At 74.2% G+C, this 22521-nt stretch carries 20 protein-coding genes and 1 other RNA gene; 17 read left to right on the forward strand and 4 right to left on the reverse strand.

The window, feature by feature from the left end:
- Together AB0G13_RS27245 and AB0G13_RS27250 are read left to right on the forward strand one after the other, a co-directional pair.
- On the forward strand, nt 1-2495 hold a 2495-nt coding region (locus AB0G13_RS27245), incomplete at its 5' end, for a DEAD/DEAH box helicase (protein WP_357879949.1).
- Nucleotides 2492-3583, forward strand: a complete 1092-nt coding sequence (locus AB0G13_RS27250) for an SWIM zinc finger family protein (protein ID WP_357879952.1) — start codon at nt 2492-2494, stop codon at nt 3581-3583. The genes AB0G13_RS27245 and AB0G13_RS27250, both read left to right, overlap by 4 nt.
- Nucleotides 3584-3608: 25 nt before the next feature.
- On the opposite strand, the gene AB0G13_RS27255 is transcribed toward AB0G13_RS27250, so the two are convergent.
- Entirely contained in the window at nt 3609-3866 is a 258-nt protein-coding gene (locus AB0G13_RS27255; RefSeq protein WP_357879955.1) for a DUF3040 domain-containing protein, read from the reverse strand.
- A gap of 459 nt (nt 3867-4325) precedes the next feature.
- Between AB0G13_RS27255 and AB0G13_RS27260 the strand changes: the two genes are divergently transcribed.
- The 5 genes from AB0G13_RS27260 (at nt 4326) to AB0G13_RS27280 (ending at nt 10601) form a co-directional block, all read left to right on the forward strand.
- Nucleotides 4326-6398, forward strand: coding sequence for a DUF1800 domain-containing protein (locus AB0G13_RS27260; RefSeq protein ID WP_357879959.1), 2073 nt, complete (start codon nt 4326-4328; stop codon nt 6396-6398).
- Nucleotides 6399-6406: 8 nt separating this feature from the next.
- The gene (locus AB0G13_RS27265; protein ID WP_357879962.1) at nt 6407-7786 is read left to right on the forward strand and encodes a DUF1501 domain-containing protein; all 1380 of its coding nucleotides are present in this window, start codon (nt 6407-6409) and stop codon (nt 7784-7786) included.
- On the forward strand, nt 7783-9204 hold the full coding sequence (locus AB0G13_RS27270; RefSeq protein WP_357879965.1) for a ferredoxin reductase family protein: 1422 nt from the start codon (nt 7783-7785) through the stop codon (nt 9202-9204). Before AB0G13_RS27265 ends, AB0G13_RS27270 begins: the two co-directional genes overlap by 4 nt.
- 10 nt (nt 9205-9214) lie before the next feature.
- On the forward strand, nt 9215-9805 hold the full coding sequence (locus tag AB0G13_RS27275; protein ID WP_357879968.1) for an FMN-binding protein: 591 nt from the start codon (nt 9215-9217) through the stop codon (nt 9803-9805).
- 73 nt (nt 9806-9878) lie between these two features.
- Complete coding sequence (locus AB0G13_RS27280; protein ID WP_357879971.1) at nt 9879-10601, forward strand: FAD:protein FMN transferase; 723 nt, start codon at nt 9879-9881, stop codon at nt 10599-10601.
- 3 nt (nt 10602-10604) lie between these two features.
- Here AB0G13_RS27280 and AB0G13_RS27285 read toward each other — a convergent pair whose 3' ends face one another.
- Together AB0G13_RS27285 and AB0G13_RS27290 are read right to left on the reverse strand one after the other, a co-directional pair.
- Complete coding sequence (locus AB0G13_RS27285; RefSeq protein WP_357879974.1) at nt 10605-10766, reverse strand: hypothetical protein; 162 nt, start codon at nt 10764-10766, stop codon at nt 10605-10607.
- An 80-nt stretch (nt 10767-10846) separates the two neighbouring features.
- Entirely contained in the window at nt 10847-11518 is a 672-nt protein-coding gene (locus AB0G13_RS27290) for a bifunctional DNA primase/polymerase (RefSeq protein ID WP_357879977.1), read from the reverse strand.
- A 243-nt stretch (nt 11519-11761) separates the two neighbouring features.
- Between AB0G13_RS27290 and AB0G13_RS27295 the strand changes: the two genes are divergently transcribed.
- The 8 genes from AB0G13_RS27295 (at nt 11762) to AB0G13_RS27330 (ending at nt 19285) form a co-directional block, all read left to right on the forward strand.
- Nucleotides 11762-12991: a helix-turn-helix domain-containing protein gene (locus AB0G13_RS27295; protein WP_357879980.1), complete on the forward strand. Its 1230-nt coding sequence runs from the start codon at nt 11762-11764 to the stop codon at nt 12989-12991.
- A 16-nt stretch (nt 12992-13007) separates the two neighbouring features.
- On the forward strand, nt 13008-13580 hold the full coding sequence (locus AB0G13_RS27300; protein WP_357879983.1) for a flavoprotein: 573 nt from the start codon (nt 13008-13010) through the stop codon (nt 13578-13580).
- 173 nt (nt 13581-13753) lie between these two features.
- Nucleotides 13754-14584, forward strand: a complete 831-nt coding sequence (locus AB0G13_RS27305; RefSeq protein ID WP_357880009.1) for a Nif3-like dinuclear metal center hexameric protein — start codon at nt 13754-13756, stop codon at nt 14582-14584.
- Nucleotides 14581-15318, forward strand: a complete 738-nt coding sequence (locus tag AB0G13_RS27310) for a C4-type zinc ribbon domain-containing protein (protein ID WP_357879986.1) — start codon at nt 14581-14583, stop codon at nt 15316-15318. The genes AB0G13_RS27305 and AB0G13_RS27310 overlap by 4 nt, the downstream gene beginning before the upstream one ends.
- Before the next feature lie 3 nt (nt 15319-15321).
- Nucleotides 15322-16542 carry a bifunctional RNase H/acid phosphatase gene (locus AB0G13_RS27315; protein ID WP_357879988.1) on the forward strand — a complete coding sequence of 407 codons (1221 nt, stop codon included), beginning with the start codon at nt 15322-15324 and terminating at the stop codon, nt 16540-16542.
- 163 nt (nt 16543-16705) lie between these two features.
- On the forward strand, nt 16706-16987 hold the full coding sequence (locus AB0G13_RS27320) for a DUF3311 domain-containing protein (RefSeq protein ID WP_357879991.1): 282 nt from the start codon (nt 16706-16708) through the stop codon (nt 16985-16987).
- Nucleotides 16987-18636, forward strand: coding sequence for a monocarboxylate uptake permease MctP (mctP, locus tag AB0G13_RS27325; protein ID WP_357879994.1), 1650 nt, complete (start codon nt 16987-16989; stop codon nt 18634-18636). The genes AB0G13_RS27320 and mctP overlap by 1 nt, the downstream gene beginning before the upstream one ends.
- A gap of 97 nt (nt 18637-18733) precedes the next feature.
- Nucleotides 18734-19285 (forward strand): hypothetical protein, encoded by a 552-nt coding sequence (locus AB0G13_RS27330; RefSeq protein ID WP_357879998.1) that lies wholly within the window; start codon nt 18734-18736, stop codon nt 19283-19285.
- Nucleotides 19286-19327: 42 nt separating this feature from the next.
- Here AB0G13_RS27330 and AB0G13_RS27335 read toward each other — a convergent pair whose 3' ends face one another.
- Entirely contained in the window at nt 19328-20089 is a 762-nt protein-coding gene (locus AB0G13_RS27335; protein WP_357880001.1) for a sulfite exporter TauE/SafE family protein, read from the reverse strand.
- A 101-nt stretch (nt 20090-20190) separates the two neighbouring features.
- On the opposite strand from AB0G13_RS27335, the gene rnpB reads away from it, so the two are divergent.
- An RNA gene (gene rnpB / locus AB0G13_RS27340) (RNase P RNA component class A) lies at nt 20191-20607 on the forward strand.
- 738 nt (nt 20608-21345) lie between these two features.
- Entirely contained in the window at nt 21346-22221 is an 876-nt protein-coding gene (locus tag AB0G13_RS27345) for a septum formation family protein (RefSeq protein WP_357880005.1), read from the forward strand.
- Nucleotides 22222-22521 lie beyond the last annotated feature (300 nt).

Here is a 22521-nt window from a genome sequence, read left to right on the forward strand (position 1 = left end):
GCGCCGACGCGCCGGGCGCGCTGGTCGCCGACGCGCTCGACGCGCTCACCGACGCCGCCGTCCGGGCGGCCCTGGCGGAGACCGCGCTGGCCCGGGGCGTACGCCCGAACGGCGCGGTGCCGGCCTGGCTGGCCGCGCTCACCGGACCGGTGCGGGAGTTCGCCGCCGACCCGGCCGCGCTGGACACCCTCCGCGCCGAACTGGACGCCTGGCAGCGCGACGCGGCCGGCGGCGCGGTGCGGGCGAGCTTCCGCCTGGTCGAGCCGCCGGCCGACGAGGTCAGCGAGCCGGTCGTCGTGGTGCCCGCCGACCCGGCGGCGACGGTGGGACCGGTCGGGCGGTGGCGGGTCGAGTTCGGCCTCCAGGCGGCCGACGAGCCGAGCCTGCACGTGGACGCCGGACAGGTCTGGCGGGCGCCGGAGACCGTCGCCGGGCTGGCCGGTCGCGGCGACGACCCGCAGGAGACCCTGCTCGCCGAGCTGGGGCGCGCCAGCCGGCTCTGGCCCGAGCTGGACACCGCCCTGCGCACCGCCACGCCGGAGGTCCTGGAACTGGACGTCGAGGGGGCGCACCGGTTCCTGCGCGAGGGCGCGCCGGTGCTGCACGCCGCCGGCTTCGCGGTGCTGCTGCCGTCCTGGTGGCGGCGCCCGTCGTCGCGGCTCGGCGCGCGGTTGCAGGCCCGCAGCCGGACCGCCCCGGGCACCGTCGCCGCGACCGCCGGGGGCGTCGGCCTGGACGCCCTCGTCGACTACCGCTGGGAGGTGTCCCTCGGCGACCAGCCGCTCACGGCCGAGGAACTGGCGTCGCTGGCCGCGCTGAAGACCCCGCTGGTGCGGCTGCGCGGGCAGTGGGTGGAACTGGACCCGAAGCGGCTCGCCGCCGGCCTGCGGCTGCTCCGCTCCACCGGCGAGCTGACCGTCGCCGACCTGCTCCGCCTCGGCCTGGCCGACGCCGAGCAGCCGGACGCGCTGCCGGTGCTGGAGGTGAGCGCCGACGGCGCGCTGGGCGACCTGCTCGCCGGGGCGGTGGAGCGGCGACTCGCCCCGCTGGATCCGCCGCCGGCGTTCCACGGCACGCTGCGGCCGTACCAGCGCCGAGGGCTGGCCTGGCTGGCGTTCCTGCAGTCCCTCGGGCTCGGCGCGGTGCTCGCCGACGACATGGGGCTGGGCAAGACGGTGCAACTGCTGGCCCTGCTCGCCGGGGACACGCCGGACGCCGGCCCGACCCTGCTGGTCTGCCCGATGTCGCTGGTGGGCAACTGGCAGCGCGAGGCGGCGCGGTTCACGCCGGCACTGCGCGTACACGTGCACCACGGCGCGGAACGGGCGCGGGGCGAGGCGTTCGGCGCGGCCGTGCACGACGCGGACCTGGTCCTCACCACCTATTCGGTCGCGGCCCGCGACGCGGTCGACCTGGCCGGGATCGACTGGCGGCGGGTGGTGGTCGACGAGGCCCAGGCGATCAAGAACGCCGCCACCCGGCAGGCCGAGGCGGTCCGCGCGCTGCCCGCCCGGCACCGGATCGCCGTCACCGGCACGCCGGTGGAGAACCGGCTGGCGGACCTCTGGTCGATCATGCAGTTCGCCAACCCGGGCCTGCTGGGCCCGGCGGCGGCCTTCCGGAAGAAGTACGCCGAGCCGATCGAGCGGCACGGCGACGCCGAGGCGGCCGAGCGGCTGCGCCGGATCACCGGCCCGTTCGTGCTGCGCCGGCTCAAGACCGACTCCTCGATCATCTCCGATCTGCCGGAGAAGCTGGAGATGGAGGTGCTCTGCAACCTGACCGCCGAGCAGGCCTCGCTCTACCGGGCGATCGTCGACGACATGCTGGCGCGGATCGAGTCCAGCGACGGCATGGAGCGGCGCGGGCTCGTGCTCGCCGCCATGACCCGGCTCAAGCAGGTCTGCAACCACCCCGCGCAACTGCTGCGCGACGGCTCGGCGCTGGACGGCCGCTCCGGCAAGCTGGCCCGCCTGGAGGAGATCCTGGACGAGGTCCTCGCGGCGGGGGAGCGGGCCCTGCTCTTCACCCAGTACGCCGAGTTCGGCGGCATGCTGCGCGGGCACCTGTCGGCCCGGTTCGGCCGGGAGGTGCTCTTCCTGCACGGCGGCGTCGGCAAGGCCGACCGGGACGCCATGGTCACCCGGTTCCAGTCCCCGCGGGGGCCGGCGATCTTCGTCCTGTCGCTCAAGGCCGGCGGCACCGGGCTCACCCTCACCGAGGCCAACCACGTGGTGCACGTCGACCGGTGGTGGAACCCGGCCGTCGAGGACCAGGCCACCGACCGGGCGTTCCGCATCGGCCAGCGGCGTCGGGTGCAGGTCCGCAAGTTCGTCTGCGCCGGCACGGTGGAGGAGAAGGTGGCGGCGCTGATCGCCGACAAGCGCAGCCTCGCCGCCTCGGTCGTCGGCACCGGCGAGCAGTGGGTCACCGAGCTGTCCACGACGCAGCTGCGCGAGCTGTTTACCCTGGAGGCCGGGGCGGTGGTGGAGTGAGCGGGCAGCCGGAGAGCGACGGCGGGGCGGACGGCCGGTTCGCCGACTACGGCAGGCCGCGCCGGGTCGACGGCGGGCTGAGGGCCCGCAGCACCCGGGGCGCCATCGGCCGGTCCTGGTGGTCCCGGCGCTTCCTGGAGGTGCTGGAGTCCTTCGCCCTCGGCACCCGGCTGACCCGCGGCCGGTCGTACGCGCGGGCCGGCCAGGTGGTCCGCCTGGAGGTCGCGCCCGGCACCGTCGGCGCCGTGGTGCAGGGCTCCCGCGCGCAGCCGTACGAGGTGAGCATCGCCCTGCCCCCGTTCCCGGAGGAGCTCTGGGGCCGCGTCGAGGCGGAGCTGGCCGCCCAGGCGTTCTTCAGCGCCCGGCTGCTCGCCGGCGACCTGCCCCCGGAACTGGAGGAGCTGTTCGCGGCGGCCGGCGCCCCGCTCTTCCCCGCCGGGGTGGCGCAGCTGCGCCAGCGGTGCAGCTGCCCCGACTTCGCGGTTCCCTGCAAGCACCTCGCGGCCACGTTCTACCTGCTGGCCGAGGCGTTCGACGCCGACCCGTTCCAGTTGCTGCACTGGCGGGGCCGCAGCCGGGCGGAGCTGCTCGACCGGCTGCGCGTCCTGCGGGCCGGCGCCGGAGGCGTCGGCGACCGGCCGGAGGCGACCGGTGCGGCGCCGTCGGCCGTGCCGTCCGGCGCCGAAACCGCCAGCGGCCGGCCGGACGACGCGACGGGTGTCGCGCGGACGGACGTGCCGTCCATGCCGGACGGTGGCGTACCGCGTGCCGGGCGGGACACCGGGGAACCGGCCGGATCCGGCTCCGGGCACGGCGGTGCGGACCGGGCCGGGCCGGCGGCCGGACGGGACACCGTGGACGCCCCGCCGGTCGGGGCGGCGCGGGCGCTCGCCGGCCTCCCGCCCGCGCCACTGGCCGAGGCGGTCGACCGGTTCTGGCTGCCGCCGGTCCCGTTGCCCGACCGACCGCCCAGCCTGGCGACCGGCCCGGACCTGCTGCTGCGGCAGCTCGGCGCGCCGGCCCCCGCCATCGGCGGGCCCGGCCTGCTGGAGCGGCTGCGGCGGGCGTACCGGCTCCTGGGCCGGTGAGGCCGTCGACGCGCGGGACCCCGGGTCACAGCCAGCGGCGGCGGAACCGCCACATGATCGCGGCGTTGGCCACCAGGACCACCGCGCAGACGGCCCCGGCCAGTCGCCCGGCCAGCACGGTCATCGCCGGCAGCGAGGCCCACAGCACGATCGTCAACAGCATCAGCCATCGGCCGCGCCGGGCCCGGGCCCGGTTGTCGAGCCGGGCGAAGAACGCCGGATCACTCTCCCGGAGCTGACGGGTGATCTGCTCGAACCTGCGCTGATCCTCTTTGCTGAGCATGTGCCTTCCCCTCACGTGTTCAGCGGTTCGGCGGCATACCCGCTGCGGCGGCGGCTCACGCTCCCGTCCTGCTGCCACTTTGCCGCCGCTGGTTGCGGCGCCCGTCGGGCCGCGCCCGGGCGAGCGGGGGAGCGCCTCAGCGCAGGCTTAGCCGAACCTTAAATTTACCTGTGGCGATGAATGCGGCGTCCGGGGCCGGCTGGGCGGGAATCGTCGGGTCCGGCCCGGGTCGTGTCGCGTAGGCCCTGCTCGCGAGGTCCGTCCCGGGCCGTGCGCAGATCCCGCGCCGTCGACCCGCGCTGAGCTGCGCCTTAAGTGACGTCCTGGGGGCTTCCGGCGCTGCTTGAAGGCACCTGAACGCTTCATTACCTTCCGTGGCAACCCCCTCAGGCACCAGCCGCCGCACCTGCACCCCGTGCCCGGTGCCAGTCGTCGCGGCGCAGCAGAACGGATTGGTACATGGCCGACCAGAATGTGCCACCACGTCGACCGCGGGACGACCGCGGATGGGACGGGCGTCAGTACCCCGCCGCCGACGGTCACCGCGACACCTATCCCCCCGCCCCGTACGGCCACGACCCGCGCCCGCAGCACCAGGGTGGACACCCCGCCGACCCGCGGGCGCAGTACGCCCACGCCGGGCACCCGGCCGCGCGCGGGCCGCAGTGGGTCGGCCCGGACGGCTTCGCGCGGCAGGCCGGCGCGCCGTCGCCCGGCCCGGCACTGCCCAACCTGGACGATGACGACGAGCCGGGCCGCAAGGTCGGCCGGCGCAGGGCCCTCGCGGCCCTCGGCGGCACCGCGGCCGTGGTGGCCGGTGGCGCGGCCCTGGCGATGACCCCGCAGATCCGCGGCCTCTTCGGCGACGACGTGGTGGCCGGCGACGCCACCGGCACCACGGTCACCGACGGCACCCCCGCCCGCCCGAGCGGCCAGCAGCCGAGCACGGTGCGTACCTACACCGAGCAGAACGAGAGCTACATGGGCTCCCGGGCCGGCGAGGCGCTGAAGAAGAACGCCCCGGCCGGCGGCCGGACCTTCTCCGGGCCGGCGGCCGCCGCCGCGGAGACCAAGGTGACCGTCAAGACGGTGCTCGCCAAGGACCCGGTCCTGCACCTGGCCCGGCGGGCCACCTTCGGCGCCACACCGCAGGTCGTCGCCGACATCAAGGAGCGGGGCATCGACGGCTGGCTGCGCTGGCAGCTCGACCCCGACAAGATCGGCCCGACGAAGGCCGAGCTGAAGCTCGCCGAGCTGCCGACGCTGAAGCTGGGCACGGCGCAGCTGCGCGAGCAGCGCGACCAGCTCAACGAGCGCGGCGCGCAGCCGGAGAAGGAGATGGTGGACGCCACCATCGCCCGGCAGATCTGGTCGAAGCGGCAGCTGTTCGAGGTGATGGTCGACTTCTGGAACGACTTCCTGCACGTCGCCGCGGACTTCGACGGGGGCGAGGTGTACCGCGCGTCCTTCGACCGGGACGTCGTCCGGGCGCACGCCCTCGGCAGCTACCCGGAGATGCTGCTCGCCGCGAACCGGCACCCGGCGCTGCTGCTCTACCTCAACCAGAACGACTCCCGCGCCGACGCGGTCAACGAGAACCTGGCCCGGGAGAACCTGGAGCTCTACTCGGTCGGCGTCGACGGCGGCTACACCGAGAAGGACGTCCGGCAGGCGGCCCTGCTCCAGACCGGCCGGGGCGTCAACGACGGCAAGTACGTGTTCCGCCCCGAGCGGCACTACGTCGGCAAGGTGAAGGTCCTCGGCTTCACCCACGCGAACAACTCGAAGGACCCGAAGAAGGCCGAGGCGGCCATCGACGCGTACCTGACGTACATCGCGCTGCACCCGTCCACCGCGAAGTACGTGGCGCAGAGCCTCGCCACCCGGTTCGTCTCGGACACCCCGCCGAAGTCCCTCGTGGAGCGGCTGGCGAAGACGTACAGCACCAACAAGGGCATGATCAAGCCGGTGCTGATGACGCTGTTCAGTTCCTCGGAGTTCTGGGCGGCGGTGGGCCAGAAGGTGCGCCGGCCGATGGAGTACCTGGTCGCCACGTACCGGGCCCTGGGCGTGTCCCCGGAGGCGTCGCCGAAGCACGACAACGGCGACGGCAAGCGCACCCCGTACGCGCGGGGGCTGCGGCAGATCCACGACCGGATGCGCGAGCTGGGCCAGTACCCGATGGGCCAGCCCACCCCCGACGGCTACCCGGACGTCTACGTGGCCTGGACCTCCGCCGGCACCATGGTCAACGGCTGGAACGAGGCGGGCGAGCTGCTCGCCGGTCGGCGCACCGCCTTCACCTACACCCCGCCGGAGAAGCTGGTGGCCAGGCCGCCGGCCACCGCCGGCGCGTACGTGGACGCGCTGGCCCTGCGGCTGGTGGGTCAGAAGCTGAGCGCCAGGGAGCGGTCCCTGATCCTCGGCGTGGCCGGCGTGTCGGCCGGCGACAAGGTCGACGCCACGTTCGACGGGGCCGTCACCGCCGTAGCGCGGGCGATCCTCGCTTCCCCCCAGCACCACCTCCGGTGAGGCACCCGATGGAGAAGACTGTGCACACGTTCCCCCTGCACCCCGAATGCCCCGACCTGCGGCGGCTGGCCGACGACCCGGCCGAGGCGTTGCTGCGGGCCGAGGCCGACATCGTCGCCGCCGAGAACGCCGCCGAGGTCGACCGCTACCGGCGGCTGGAGGACCTGGAGGAGGCCCAGCAGGACGGCCGCGGCGTCACCCGGCGGACGTTCGTGGCCGGCGCCGCCGCCACGGCCACCGCCCTCGCGACCGCCCAGTTCGTCACCACCTCGGCCTCGTTCGCCGCCACCAAGACCGGCACCCTGATCCACGTCTTCCTCTACGGCGGGCTGGACGGGCTGAGCCTGGTCGCCCCGGCGGACGATCCGGTGCTCGCCAAGGCCCGCCCCGACCTGCTGCTCGCCGACGACTCCCTGGCGGTGGGCCGCGGCTTCAAGCTGACCAGCGCGTTCAAGCCGCTGGAGAAGTGGCTTCGCAGCGGCAATCTCGGCTTCGTGCCGGCGGTCTCCGACGAGCGGCTGTCGCGCAGCCACTTCCAGGCTGCGGACGCCTGCAACCTCGGCGGCCTGCCCAGCGAGACCGGCGGCCGGGGCTGGCTGGACAGCCTGGTCGACACGCTCGGCACGGGCACCGCGTTCCGCAGCGTCGGCATCGGCAGCACGCTGCCGCGGTCGCTGGTCGGCAACAACGGCGCGCTCTCCCTCGACAGCGTCGGCTCGCTGCGGCTCAACGGCGACGACCGCTACCGGGCCGCGACCGAGAAGGCGATCAAGGGGCTCTTCACCGGGATCAACCACCCGGTGCAGGAGGCCGTGCAGGACGGCCTGGGCGCGCTGGCCACCGCGCAGCGCCTCGCCGCGAAGCCGTACCAGCCGGCCGAGGGCGTCGAGTACAGGGGCGTCGGCTACGCGTTCCAGCAGCTCGCCCAGCTCATCAAGGGCGGGGCGAACGTCCGGGTCGCCACCGTCGGGATGGGCGGCTACGACACCCACGAGAACCAGGGCACCCGCGACGGCGGTCAGCTGCACCGGCGGCTCAACGAGCTGGCCAGCGCCATGGCGGCGTTCTTCACCGACCTGGGGGAGCGCTCCGCCGACGTGACCGTCATGGTCTCCAGCGAGTTCGGCCGGCGCGTCGCCTCCAACGGCGGCGGCACCGACCACGGCCACGGCGGAGTGGTCACCCTGCTCTCCGGCCGCAAGCTCGCCGGCTCGCTGCTGGGCACCTGGAACGGGCTCGACGACCTGGACTCCGGCGACGTGCCCGAGTACAACAACATGTTCAACGTCTACGGGGCCGTCGCCCAGGGCCGCTTCGGGCTCACCAACGCGGAGGTGGACAAGATCTTCCCCCGGCAGAAGTACCGCCCGATGAAGCTGTACGCGTGACGTACCCGCGCACCCACGCCGCCGGCCGCCGCGCCGGGACGACCCCGTCCCGGCGCGGCGGCCGGCCGGCTGCGGACGTACGCCCGCTGGTGCCGCCGCGACGCGGACCCGGCGGCCGGCGGCTGCTGGCCGCGCTGCTCGTCGTCGGCCTGCTCGCCAGCGTGCTGCCCTGGTGGCTGGACACCCCGGCCAACTCGCTGCGGACGACGGCCGCCACCCTCACCGCCGCCGGCCGGATCACCGGGCTGGTCGCCGGCTACCTGCTGCTCGTGCAGGTGCTGATGATGAGCCGCCTGCCGGTGCTGGAGCGGTGGGCCGGCGGCGAGCGGATCGCCCGCTGGCACCGCGACGTCGGGGCCACCCTCCTGGTCGCCGTGCTCGCGCACGCGTCGCTGATCCTGGTCGGCTACGCCGACCTGGAGGACAACCCGGTGTTCACCGAGGCCGGCGTGCTGTTGCGCGACTACGAGGACATGGTCTCCGCGTTCGCCGCCGCCGGGATCCTGGTGCTCGTCGGCCTCACCAGCGTCCGGGCGATCCGCACCGCGCTGCCCTACGAGCTGTGGCACGCCCTGCACCTGTCGAGCTACGCGGTGCTGCTGCTCGGCTTCGCCCACCAGTTCAGCAACGGCGCGCAGCTGTTCCGCCCCGGGCCCGTGCGCACCTTCTGGATCGCGATGTACGCGCTGGTGCTCGCCGCCCTGCTCTGGGGCCGGGTGGTCGCGCCGCTGGCGTTCAACCTGCGGCACCGGCTGCGGGTGGCCGACGTGGTCGCGGAGAGCCCGGACACCGTCTCGATCTACCTGACCGGGGAGCGGCTGGAGCGACTGGAGCTGCTCGGCGGGCAGTTCTTCCGCTGGCGCTTCCTCGCCCGGGGGTGCTGGTGGCAGGCGCACCCGTTCTCGGTCTCGGCCGCCGCCAACGGCCGCTGGCTGCGGCTCACCGTCAAGGTGGTCGGCGCGCACACCGCCGACCTGCGCGACCTCGAGCCGGGCACCCGGGTCTGGGCGGAGGGCCCGTCGGGCACCTTCACCGCCGCCCACCGGACCCGCGAACGGGCCCTGCTGATCGCCGGCGGCAGCGGGATCACCCCGATCCGGGCGATGCTGGAGGAGCTGCCGCCCGGCGCCGCGCTGATCTACCGTGCCCGCACCCCGGCCGACGTGCTGCTGCACCGGGAGCTGGACTGGCTCGCGGAGGCGCGGGACACCGCGATCTGGTACGTCGTCGGCTCCCGCCACGATCCCGGCCCCCGCCAGGTGATGAGCCCGGACGGGCTGCGCCGGCTGGTGCCCGACCTCGCCCGGCGCGACGTCTACCTCTGCGGGCCGCCCGGCCTGGTCGAGCAGTCGCTGCGGGTGCTCCGCGAGGCCGGCGTGCCCCGCCGGCAGATCCACCTCGCCACGTTCGAGCTGTAGGAAGGCCCCCATGCGTCGCGCCCTGCTCGCGATCACCGGCCTGGCGGCCGGCACCACCGCCATGGTGGTGCTGAAGGGCTCGCCGGGCGCCAGCCCCGTCGCCCAGGACCTGCCGGCCGCGCCGCCGCCGGTGGTCCCCGCGCCGGCCGGTCCGACCCCGACCGGCGGGAAGGTCTCCGCCGCCCCGTCGCCGGCCCGCGCCACCGCGTCCCCCCGGCCCGGCCGCACCGCCACCCGGGCGCCGGCGAGCCGGCCCAGCGCCACCACCCGGGCGCCGTCCGCGCCGCGCACCACCACCAAGCCGCCGCCCGCGCCGACCACCCGCACCGTCACGGGGCCGGTGGTGGAGAACGAGTACGGCAACGTGCAGGTGCAGATCACCCTCTCCGGGACGCGGATCGTCGACGTGGTCGCCCTGGAGCTGCCCGAGGAGACCGCCCAGTCCGACCAGCGCAGCGAGCAGGTCGACGGCCGCTACAGCGGCAGCTCCGGGCTGGTGGTGCAGCGGCAGAGCGCCGACGTGGACACCGTCTCCGGGGCGACCGCCACCAGCACCTCCTACAAGAGGTCGTTGCAGGCCGCGCTCGACCGGGCGAACTGACGTGCCGGCGTCGGCGACGTCCGGCGGGCGCCCGCCGGCGACCCGGCCGGGGCTGCGCCGCGTCGAGCAGGTCATGGGCACCGCGATCAGCCTCGACCTCGCCGACGACCTGCCCGCCGCCGCGCTGGACGGGCTGGCCGGGGACGTCTTCGCCTGGCTGCGCGAGGTGGACGCCCGGTTCAGCACGTACCGGGCCGGCAGCGAGGTGTGCCGCGTCGACCGGGGCGAGCTGCCGCTTGCGGGGGCCGGCGCCGACCTGCGGGCCGTGCTGGAGCGCTGCGCCGACCTGTGGAAGGTCACCGACGGCTTCTTCGACGCGTACGCCACCGGGCGGCTCGACCCGTCCGGCTACGTCAAGGGCTGGGCGGTGCAGGTCGCCTCGGACCGGCTACTCGCGGCCGGGGCGGCGAACCACTGCCTGAACGCCGGGGGCGACGTGCGGGTACGCGGCCACTCCCCGACCGGGCAACCGTGGCGGATCGGCGTGCGGCACCCGTGGGACGCGATGGCCACCTGCCTCGTGCTCACCGGCACCGACCTGGCCGTGGCCACGTCCGGCGTCTACGAGCGCGGCCACCACGTGCTCGACCCGCGCCGGGGCGTGCCGGCCCGGGGGCTGCGCTCGGTCACCGTGGTCGGGTCGGACCTCGGGCTGGCCGACGCGTACGCCACCGCGGCCGTCGCGATGGGCCCGGCCGGCATCGGCTGGCTGGACGGCCTGCCCGATCACCAGCACGCGGTCGTCACCGACGACGCCCGCCTCCTGCACTCCACCGCCCTGCCCCTGGCCGGTTGAGGGTCAGCGGAAGAAGCGGGTGGTGGCGGGGCGGGAGCCGAGGGGGCGCGGGCGGCCCGGGCGGGAGCCGGCGGGACGGGTGACCGGCCAGCGGCGGCGCGGCCGGTGGTGCCGGGGCGGCGGTTCCGCACCGTCCGGCTGGCGCGTGGTGTCGTCGGTGGACATGTAACCCCCGCTCCCGGCGCGGGTGCGCCGTCGCCGTGCTCAACGAGCGCTGGCCCTCCGGCGTCGCTGTCGAGCCGCCGTCACATGCCCCGGCGCGGCAGCGGCAGGTGCCCGGGGAGCAGGTCGGAGGTGACCGTGACCCCGGTGGCCCGTAGGGCCTCGATCAGCGCGTTCTGCACCAGGTAGGAGTCGGGCAGTTGCCAGCGGGCCTGTTCGGGCGCGACCGCCCAGCGGACGGTGCCCTCCGGCAGCCGGGTCGGCGGGGCGGGAATCCACGAGCCGGGGCCGTGGCGCACCACGTGGAAGCAGTGGTCCAGTTCGGGGCGGAGCGGGTCGCCGGGGCGGACCAGGAACATCCACCGGCCGGTCGGGGTCACCAGCACCGGCCCGCGTACGCCGACGCCCGCCGGGTGCGTCCGGACCGCGTCCAGCACGTGCCGGCCGAGGTACGTGGGGACCTCCAGCACGTCGAACGCCCGCCCGGTGGGCAGCAGCACGCCGTGGGGCCGGGTGCGCCACCAGGTCGCGACCCGGGCCGGGTCGGCGCTCGCGGCGTGCTCCCAGTTCTCCAGCGCGGGATGGCAGCCGACCGTCGGGCAGCCGGCTCGCCCGCAGACGAAGCGGCTGCGGGCGAGGCAGGCGCCCGGGGTGACGTCCCAGCCGTGCAGGGCGTACCGTACGGCCACCCGGCGCAGCCGTACCCGCTCCAACGGGGACAGTTGAACGACGCGCGGCGCGACATTCCCCCACATGTGCCATCTCCCCTCGCCGGACCCCGGCCGGTGCCCAGGTCGCATGTCGAGCACCGTCACTGCCGTAACCCGCGATCGTTGAGCTGACGAACGGCTTGTGCAACTTGCACGAAAACTACGAGAACTGGCTGTACGGCTGACGCACACGCTGTGCGACCAGCGAAAACCTGAGGCCTACGGATCGCCGCACCCGGGACGACCGGCCGGCACGCCCGCTCAAGGCACATGGGGAGGGACGGGTAGATGGACGAGTTACCCATCGGGCGGCGGGTGGCCTACTGGCGGGGACGGCGCAAGATGTCGCAGCAGGTCTTCGCGGACCGGCTGGGCAAGTCGAAGAGCTGGGTGGACAAGGTCGAGCGCGGCGTGCGCCGGCTGGACAAGTTCTCCGTCCTCTACGAGATCGCCGACATCCTCCAGGTCGACGTGCAGTTGCTGCTCGGCAAGGACCCGGAGCGGCGTACGGACGCGCTGAACTGCATCGACCAGGTGGAGGTGCAGGAGATCCGGGCGGCCCTGGAGCGGTACGACTCGATGAGCGCGTACTTCGACGCCGCGCCGTACCCGCCGCCCCTGGCCGACATGCGCAAGGCCGTCAACCACGCCTGGCTCACCTACCAGTACGGCCGGTACGGGATGCTCACCCGGGCGCTGCCGAAGCTGCTGCGCGACGCCCAGGCCGCCGACGCCGGCTACGGCGGCGACCAGGCCCGCGAGGCGGCGCACCTGCTCGGGCAGGTCTACCAGATCGCCTCGTCGGTGCTGCGCAAGCTGGGCGAGTGCGACCTGGCCTGGCTGGCCGCCGACCGCTCGATGGCGGTCGCCCAGCGCGCCGACGACCCGCTGCTGGCCGGTATCGCCACCACCCGGGTCTGCAACGCGCTGGTGGCGATGGGCCGGCCCCGGCCCGCCCTCGAACTCAACGTCACCATCGCCAACCGGCTCGCCCCGGGCGGCGGCAACGAGGCGTCCCCCGCCCTCCTGTCGGTCTACGGGATGCTGCTGCTGCAGGGCGCGATGGCCGCCGCCCGGATCGGCGACTCCGCCACGGTCGGCGACCTGATCAACGGCGCGCAGGAGGCGGCCACCCTGCTGGGCGGCGACCAGAACCACTACTGGACCTCGTTCGGGCCGACGAACCTGGAGCTGCACCGGGCGGCGGCGGCGGTCGAGCTGGGCGACGGCGGCCGGGCGGTGGAGGTGCACCGGCAGCGGATCCAGGAGCCGGCGTTCAACGCGCTGTTGCCCGAGCGCCGGGCCCACCACCTGCTCGACATCGCCCGGGGCTTCGCTCAGGTCGGCGACGTGGCCAACGCCGGCGAGATGCTGCTGCGCGGCGACCGCCTCGCCCCGTCGGAGATCCGCTGCCGGCCGATCGCCCACGAGGTGATGTCGGACATCCTGCGTCGCACACGTGGTGCGCCGCCTTCTCCGATTGCGGAGTTGGCTGAGCACATGGGAGTTGGGGTATGAGCGCGGAGCCGGCCTGATGACCGGCCCGCGCCCGAGCAGCGAGCGCCGCGAGGTGCTCTACGTCATCGCCTGCGGTTCGCCGCTGGCCCGCCACGTCGGCCGGCTCGTCGAGCTGGCCCACCAGGACGGCTGGGACGTCTGCGTGGTCACCACGCCGGACGGCGCCAAGTTCGTCGACCGGGCCGCGCTGGCCCGGCAGACCGGCCATCCGGTCCGCACCCACTACAAGAATCCGGGCGACCTCGACGTGCTGCCGCAGGCCGACGCGATGATCGTCTGCCCGGCGACGGTCAACACCGTCAACAAGTGGGCGGCCGGGATCACCGACACGCTGGCCCTCGGGCTGCTGGTGGAGGCGCAGGGCATGGGCGTGCCGGTGGTCGCGGTGCCGTACACGAACGCGGCGATGGCGGCCCACCCGGCCTTCCGGGCCGGCATCGCCCGGCTCGCCGAGTGGGGGGTCACGGTGCTCTTCGGCGACGACGTGTTCCCGTTGCACCCGCCGGGCACCGGCGAGCGGCACGTGCACGCCTTCCCGTGGGCCGTGGGCCTGGCCGCCGTACGGAATCGGCTCTGCTCCGTCGCCTGAGGCGCGCCGAAGGGTCCCTGGCTGACGTACGGCGTCAGCGGGGGACCCTTCGGCGCACCAGGGCAGTGGCGGGGACACGCCGTCGCGTCGGTGGGCGACGCCCCCGGCCACGGCCCGCGCCGGTAAGCTGGCCCGCCGTGAGCACCAACGCAGTCCCGCCGACCGTCGCCGACGTGGTCGCCGAGTTGGAGCGGCGCTACCCGCCGGCCTGGGCCGAGGACTGGGACCGGGTCGGGCTGGTGCTCGGCGAGCCGTGCGCCCCGGTGCGCCGGGTCCTCTGCGTGGTCGACGTGGTGCCGGAGACGGTCGCCGAGGCGCTCGACGCCGGCGTCGACATGATCGTCGCCCACCACCCGCTGCTGCTGCGCGGCGTCTCCTCGGTGGCCCCCACGACCTACAAGGGCCGGATCGTCCACCGGCTCATCAAGTCCGACGTGGCGCTGTACGTCGCGCACACCAACGCCGACGTGGCCGCCCCGGGGGTCTCCGACGCCCTCGCCGCCCGGTTCGGGCTGACCGGGCTGCGCCCGCTGCACCCGCCCGCGCCCGGCTCGCCCGCGCACGGCGGCGGCCGGGGGATCGGCCGGATCGGCGAGCTGCCGGAGCCGATGACCCTGGCGGAGCTGACCCGGCACGCCGCGGCCGTGCTGCCCGCCACCGCCTGGGGAGTTCGCGCCGCCGGGGATCCCGGGCGTATGGTTCGTACCCTCGCGGTCAGCGGCGGCGCGGGGGACGGCTTCCTCGCCGACGCTACCGCGGCGGGGGTGGACGCGTTCCTCACCGCCGACCTGCGCCACCACCCGGCCGGCGAGCACCTGGCCGCCGACGGCCCCGCCCTGCTCGACGCCGCCCACTGGGCGACCGAACGACCGTGGCTGGACGACCTGGCCGCCCTCCTTCGGGAGGCGACGGGTGTCGAGACGCTGGTGTCCGACCGGGACACCGACCCGTGGACCGTACACGCCGCCCCACCCGCGGTGGACGACAAGGAGCCCCGACCGTGAAGGCTGACCCCCAGGTCCAGCGCCGCCTGCTCGACCTCCAGGCGATCGACACCGCCCTCGCCCAGCTCGCCCACCGTCGCCGTTCGCTGCCCGAGCGGGCCGAGCTGGACGCGCTGGCCCGGGAGCTGTCCGCGCTGGAGGACGAGCGGGTCCGCGCCCAGGTGGCGGTCGACGACCTGGACCGGGACATCGCCCGCATGGAGAAGGACGTCGACCAGGTGCGGGCCCGCAAGTCCAAGAACGAGGCCCGGCTGGCCGCCGGCAGCGGCCCGGCACGGGAGCTGGAGGCCCTCCAGCACGAGCTGGTCTCGCTCAACCGCCGCCAGGGCGACCTGGAGGACGCCGAGCTGGAGCTGATGGAGCAGCGGGAGACGGCCCAGGGCGTGCTCGACGGCGTCGAGAAGCGGCTCGCGGAGGTGCGGGAGAAGCGCGACGCCGCCGAGCGGCGCCGCGACGAGAGCCTGGCCGAGATCGCCAAGGAGGAGGAGTTCAAGCGCGGCGCCCGCCAGCCGCTGGCGGCCGACCTCCCGGCCGACCTGGTGCGGCTGTACGACAAGATCCGCGAGGACACCGGGCTCGGCGCGGCGCTGCTGACCGCCGGCCGGTGCGGCGGCTGCCGCCTGGAGCTCTCCGGCGCCGACGTGGCCCGGATCCGCAAGGCAGACCCGGACGAGGTCGTCCGCTGCGAGGACTGCCGGCGGATCATGGTCCGCACCAACGAGTCCGGCCTGTAGCCCGTGGCGCCGCGCGTGGTCGTCGTCGAGGCCGACGGCGGGTCCCGGGGCAACCCCGGCCCGGCCGGCTACGGCGCGGTGGTCCGCGACGCGGACACCGGTGAGGTGCTGGCCGAGCGGAGCGAGTCGATCGGCGTCGCCACCAACAACGTCGCCGAGTACCGGGGGCTGATCGCCGGGCTGGAGGCCGCCGCCGAGCTGGGCGTCGCCGAAGTCGAGGCCAGGATGGACTCGAAGCTGGTGGTCGAGCAGATGTGCGGCCGCTGGCAGATCAAGCACCCCGGCCTGCGCCCGCTCGCCGCGCAGGCGGCCGGGCTGGTGAACCGCTTCGCCGCAGTCCGGTTCCAGTGGATCCCCCGGGAACGCAACCGGCACGCCGACGCCCTCGCCAACGCCGCCATGGACGCCGCCGCCGGGAAGGCGCCGACCCGGGCCGCCGTCGCGCCGCCGCGCGTCGTGGAGCCGCCGCGCGAGGTCGCCGGCCCCGACTCGCCGGCCTGGGCGCGGGCCCGCGAGGTGGCCGCCCGCGCCGCGTCGGCGACGACCACCGGCACCGACCCGGCCACCGCGCCCGCCTCCTGGGAGCCGCGGCCGAGCTTCACCGCCACCCGGCTCATCCTGGTCCGGCACGGTGAGACCGCGTACACCGAGCAGCGCCGCTACTCCGGCCGCGGCGACGTGCCGCTGTCCGAGCGAGGCCGGGCCCAGGCCCGGGCCACGGCCGCCCGGGTGGCCGGGCTGGCCCCGACCGTCGCGGCCGTGGTCAGCTCGCCCCTGTCAAGGTGTACGGCGACCGCCGAGGCGATCGCCGAGGCGCTCGGCGGCGTGCCGGTGCGCCGCGAGGACGACCTCGTCGAGTGCGACTTCGGGGCCTGGGAGGGGCGTACCTTCGCCGAGGTCCGCGAGGAGTGGCCGGGGGAGATGGACGCCTGGCTCGCCTCGGCCCGGGTGGCTCCGCCGGGCGGCGAGTCGTTCGCCGACGTCGCCGAGCGCTGCCGCCGCGCGGTCGACGGGCTCTGCCGGGCGTACCCCGGGGAGACCGTGGTGGTGGTCTCGCACGTCTCGCCGATCAAGCTGGTGCTGCGCGACGCCCTCGCGGCCGGTGACGGCTTCCTGCACCGACTGTTCCTGGATGCGGCCGGCATCTCGGTGCTCGACACGTGGCCCGACGGCGGCGTCGCCGTCCGCACGGTCAACGACACCGCGCACCTCGCCGCGATCTGAGCCGGGCGCGGCCGGCCGTCCGGCCGCCCCGGCGTCGCCGTTCGGCGCACGCCGCCCGCCGTTCGGCGCAGCATCCTCCTCCGGTCGAACGTGACCGGGCTCACAGAGTCGTAGCCTCCGGCCGTCATCAGTGCCGATCTACGACACGCGGAGGTTTGTCGCAATGGCCGCACCCGAACCGGAGGCGCCCACAGCGGCGCGGTCCAGGGCGAAGGACCACAGCCCCTGGAACTGGTTGCTCTTCATCCCCATCGTGGTGCCCCTGATCCCGGTCTTCTTCAACGCCGACTCGCCCCGGTTCCTCGGCTTCCCGCGCTTCTACTGGCTCCAGCTCGCCTACATCCTGCTCGGCGTGGCCACCACCACGCTGGTGTACCAGATGACGAAGAAGCGGGGTGGCGCGCCGTCGGAAGGGCCGGCCGGCACGGATGCGGGTGGCCGCTGATGTGGCGCGACCATCTCACCGAGATCGTCGTCTTCTCGGTGCTCTTCCTGCTGGTCAGCGCCATGGGCTTCGTGGCGGCCCGCTGGCGCGCCCCGAAGGACATGGCCCACCTCGACGAGTGGGGGCTGGGCGGGCGCAACTTCGGCGGCTGGATCACCTGGTTCCTGGTCGGCGGTGACCTGTACACCGCGTACACCTTCGTGGCGGTGCCGGCGCTGATGTTCGGTGCCGGCGCGGCCGGCTTCTTCGCCGTCCCGTACACCATCGTCATCTACCCGCTGGTGTTCCTGGTGCTGTGCCGGCTCTGGTCGGTCTCGCACCGGCACGGCTTCGTCACCCCGGCGGACTTCGTCCGCAAGCGCTTCGACTCGCCGGTGCTGGCGCTGCTGATCGCGATCACCGGCATCGTGGCGACGATGCCGTACATCGCGCTGCAACTGGTCGGCATCGAGGCGGTGCTCAAGACCATGGGGGTGACCGGCGAGAGCACCCTGGCCCGGCACCTGCCGATCATCGTCGCCTTCGCGATCCTGGCCGCGTACACCTACCAGTCGGGGCTGCGCGCGCCGGCGCTGATCGCGTTCGTCAAGGACACGCTGATCTACATCGTGATCCTGGTGGCGGTGCTCTACCTGCCGTACAAGCTGGGCGGCTGGGGCGAGATCTTCGACGCCGCGGACGCGAAGTTCGACGCGTCGCCGAACCCCAACGACGGGGTGCTGCTCAATGCCAACAACCAGCTCCAGTACGTCACGCTGGCGTTCGGCTCGGCGCTGGCGCTGTTCCTCTACCCGCACAGCATCACCGGCGTGCTGGCCAGCCGGAACCGCGACGTGATCAAGCGGAACATGTCGGCGCTGCCCGCGTACAGCCTGCTGCTCGGCCTGATCGCGCTGCTCGGCTTCATGGCCATCGCGGCCGGGGTCAAGCCGCTGCCCGGGTCGAAGGAGGGCACCGTGGACAGCAACACGGTGGTGCCGGTCCTGTTCGACCAGCAGTTCCCCGACTGGTTCGCCGGCGTGGCCTACGCGGCCATCGGCATCGGCGCGCTGGTGCCGGCGGCGATCATGTCGATCGCGGCGGCGAACCTGTTCACCCGCAACATCTACAAGGAGTACCTGAAGCGGGACGCCAGCCCGGCGCAGGAGGCGAACGTCTCCAAGATTACCTCGCTGGTGGTGAAGGTCGGCGCGGTGGCCTGCATCGTCTTCCTCGACCCGCAGTTCTCCATCGACCTCCAGCTCATCGGCGGCGTGATCATCCTCCAGACGTTGCCGGCGGTGGCCCTCGGCCTCTACACCCGCTGGTTCCACCGCGGCGCGCTGATCGGCGGCTGGGTCGCGGGCATGGGGCTGGGCATGTGGATGCTCTACCAGATCCCGAACGCCGCCACCGGCCGCAAGCACTTCGGCGGCTCGGCGTTCCCGCTGGCCGACTTCGGCTTCGACACCCCGAAGACGATCTACGTCGGGATCGTGGCGGTGCTGGTCAACCTGGCGGTCGCGGCGCTGCTGACGGTGGTGCTGCGGGCGGCGAAGGTGCGCGACGGCGGCGACGGCACCACGTCGGACGACTACTTCGCCGACGAGGGCGACCCGCGCGTCGTGCCCGGCCCGCGCGCCGACGCCGACCCGGAACCGGTCGCCTGAGCCTCTCCCGGGACCGCGTCGCCCCCGGCCCCTCCCGGCCGGGGGCGACGCGCCGTCCCGTGCGGCGGGGGTGGACGCGCTTCGTACGCTGACGACCATGACGAGACGCGCGGTGCTGGTGGCCGTCCTCGGCGGCTCCGCCGCGCTGCTGATGCTGGTCGTCGGGTGCGTGGGGGCCGCGACCCTGGCCGTCGGCGACGACCCGGACGAGGCGGGCGCGTGCCAGGAGTCGGTGCGCGCCGAGGAGGCGAAGGTCCGCACCGACCGGTGGGCTCCGCCCGAGGAACTGCCGGGCCTCGGCGACTACCCGGAGATCCACTGGCAGTTGCGCGCGTCGGGCGACCCGTGCGGCCGCGCGCCGGGCCCGACGGACTGGGCGTACCAGGGCGTGGTCCGGCTGCGCCCGGAGGACGCGCGGACGCTGGCGCAGCGGTACGGCTTCGTGCCGTACGCGCCCGCCGGTCCGGACCAGGTTCCCCACTCCGGCGGGCCGGCGGACGCGTGGCCCGCCCTCGCGCCGTTCCTGCCGGCCGCGCCCCGGTGGCTGCACAGCCGGTCGTACGACGAGGGCAACCCGTCGACGCGGTGGCGGGCCGCCTTCCTGGACGTCGGGCACCGGACGCTCTTCTTCACGCTGAACGACCACTAGCCGGTCCGCCGTGCCGCGTGTCGGCCGGCGGGCGGGCCGGGGTCAGCGCAGCGCGCGCTGGAGCAGGTAGAGCCCGATCGCCGTGCCGAAGACCACGATCAGCACCTTGAGCACCACCGGCGGCAGCCGGCGGACCAGCCGCGCGCCGGCGTACCCGCCGGCCAGCGTCGCGGGCGCGACCACCGCGACGGCCGCCCAGTTAACCGGCCCGAACAGCGCGAACACCACGAGCGTGGTCAGCCCGACCAGGGCGGAGAGCAGGTTCTTGATCGCGCTCACCCGGGCCAGCGTCGCGTCCAGCACCAGGGCCAGGCCCGCGACCAGCATCACCCCGAGCGCCGCGCCGAAGTAGCCCCCGTACACCGCGCCGACGGCGACCATGGCCTGCACGGTGACCGTACGGCGGCGCGGCGACAGGTCGCGGGGGTGGCCGACCAGCCGGCGCAGCGGATCCTGGAACGCCAGCACCGCCGTCGCCCCGAGCACCAGGAACGGCACCACCAGCTCGAACGCCCGGGCGGGGGTGGCGAGCAGCAGCAGGGCGCCGGCGATCGTGCCGACGATCGTGGTGGGCACCAGGGTGACCAGCGCCCGCCGGGGCGGCAGGTCCTGCCGGCTGCCCGCCACACTCGCCACGTACCCCGGGAAGACCGCGACGGAATTGCTCACGTTGGCCGGCACCGGCGGCAGGCCCACCGCGATCATCGCCGGGAAGGTGATGAGCGAGCCCCCGCCGGCCACCGCGTTCACCGTGCCCGCGGCGAGACCGGCGGCGAGCAGCAGCGCGGCGTCGGAGACATCCATGGTCACCAGAGGCTAGTACGCGGTCCCGGTGGGACGGGTGCCGGTCGGCCGGGGTGGCAATAGACGCGGCCGTGGCGTCGTTAGGATGGGTGCGCGACGGACGAGTCGACCGGGCGGTCGCGTCGGCGGGCTCCGGCCCGCCGCCGAGGAACGTCCGGACTCCACAGGGCAGGGTGGTTGCTAACGGCAACCCGGGGTGACCCGCGGGACAGTGCCACAGAAAACAGACCGCCGACCCCATCGGGGACGGTAAGGGTGAAACGGTGGGGTAAGAGCCCACCAGCACCCCGGGTGACCGGGGTGGCTCGGTAAACCCCACCCGGAGCAAGGCCAAGAAAGGGCCGTCGACCGGCAGGTCGACGACCCGCGCAGACGCTTGAGGGTGGCCCGCCCGATGTCTGCGGGTAGGCCGCTCGAGCCTGCCGGCGACGGCAGGCCTAGATGGATGGCCGCCGCCGACGCGAGCCCCTCGGGGCGCGCGCCGGTCACAGAATCCGGCGTACAGGTCGACTCGTCCGTCGCCCACCAGCTCAGAGCCCTGATCAAGGCTCTGAGCTGGTCTTTTGTTTGGTGCCGTTGGTTGACCTTGGTCATCGTTGGGTGGCGTTTGACGGCCTGGTTACGGCCTGGGACGGCCTGTAGACGGCCTGAGCGGGGGATCAGTTGACCGCCTGGTCTTGGCGCGTGCTGTCCCGTCGCGGGGGCTTCCGGGGCGGCTGGGCGGGCCTCCTGTGCGTTGCCGACGGCGGTAGACGGGGCCGGCCACGTCCTGGCGGTGGAGCTGCTACCGCGACTCGGTGACACGGTGGCAAGCCAGTCCCGGGTTTGGACTGGCGCGGCAGCCGGAAGCCCCGACCACGCGACCAGGTCGAGCCGCTGGCTTCCGTCGCGGCCTCTGAAGTTGGTTCCTGCGAGGGGGCGGTGTCCCGGCGGCTGTCGGTGGCTCACCGCCCCGGCGCCGTAGGCGGCCGGGGCGGCTTGCCGCCGGCCGGGCTTGCCGCCCCGCACCGCGCGGAGCGCGGTGCCTTGATCCAAAAGAGAGCGATTCGGCAACAGACGCTCGAAGCATCTGTCCTCCGTCGGCTGATGTGCGACACGCGTCGGGAGTGTGTCGAGATCCTACGCAGTCCCCACCCAAGTGAAAGACCGAGGCTAATGCCGACGCCTGGCGTGCCGGTCGCACCCGACGTCACCACCGCGCCTGGTTCGCCTTGCTAGGCTGTGCCGCCAATCGCGACACAGGGGATGGGGATCGGATGCGACACCGGCCGGGCACTGCTGCCCTCGGGCTGCTGCTGGCCACCGTTGTAACGGGCTGCGGCCTGACGGACGGCGCCGGTAGCGACCCGGCCGGGGGCGAGAGCCCCGCCCCTACGACGACGCCGTTCCTGCCGGAGGCCGGCGCCTGTCACCCGATTGTGGAAGCAATCGGATACCGGGCCTTGTACACGCCGGTCGACTGCGCGAAGACGCACCGCTCCGAAACCGTACACGTCGGCACCTTCGCAGGCGCCGATGCCGACCGGTTCACCCCTCCCCCACCTGGCTCAACCGTCTTGCGCGCCGCCTTCCGGGCGTGCGACACACAGGCGACCGCGTTCGTCGGGGCGGACTGGCGGGGCGGACTGATGTCGATCCAGGTGGTCGTTCCTGAGCCAAAAGACTGGACCGCCGGCAGCCGCTGGTACCGCTGTGACCTGTTCACCCTGCCCGCGCTCGACGGCAACACCGCCCGCAAGCACCCGGACGACCTGGCTGTGGAGCGCGAGGGGACGCTCCGCGGGGTGTTGAAGCAGCCGTCGCCGCTGGCCCACGGCTGCTTCACGGAGAACGAGTTCGAGAACCTGATGCCGTCCCCCTGCACCAAGCCGCACCGCTTCGAGTACGTCGGGGTCTGGACCGCACCGGACAGTGCGTACGAGGCGGCCGACCGTGAACCGAAGGTGGTTCACCGGCACTGCCGATCGACGGTCGCCGCCTACACGCGAGGGACGCCAAACGCGAGGCTGGCGCAGGGTGCCGGCACGACGTACCGGCTGCCGTCGCCGGAGGCCTGGAAACGTGGCGACCGCGGGATCCGGTGCTTCTACTGGTCGGACGACCGCGACAGGACCCGATCGCTGAAGGGCTGAGAGCACCCCCCGCCTCACGGGTGCCGGTCGGCGGGCGCCGCGCGGCCGGTGACGGCCACTTCCCCGCTGGCCCTCACCTGCCAGGGGTACATCACGACCACTAACGAATCTCTCGTCGCAGCCCCACGCGACGGTGGTGCCCGCACCGAAGTGCGAGCCAACCGCTGCCCACCGCTGCGATCATCGACTCGCTGCTCGTCCGACACTAACTTGATCTTTAACGTGTGGCAGGTTCATGCGTACCCCGGCTGATCATGCAGACAGCCCCTGGTCGATCATCTTCTTGTCTAGGGAAGAAGA

Origin of the sequence: Micromonospora sp. NPDC023633 (assembly GCF_040640035.1) — a bacterium.
GTDB lineage: Bacteria > Actinomycetota > Actinomycetes > Mycobacteriales > Micromonosporaceae > Micromonospora.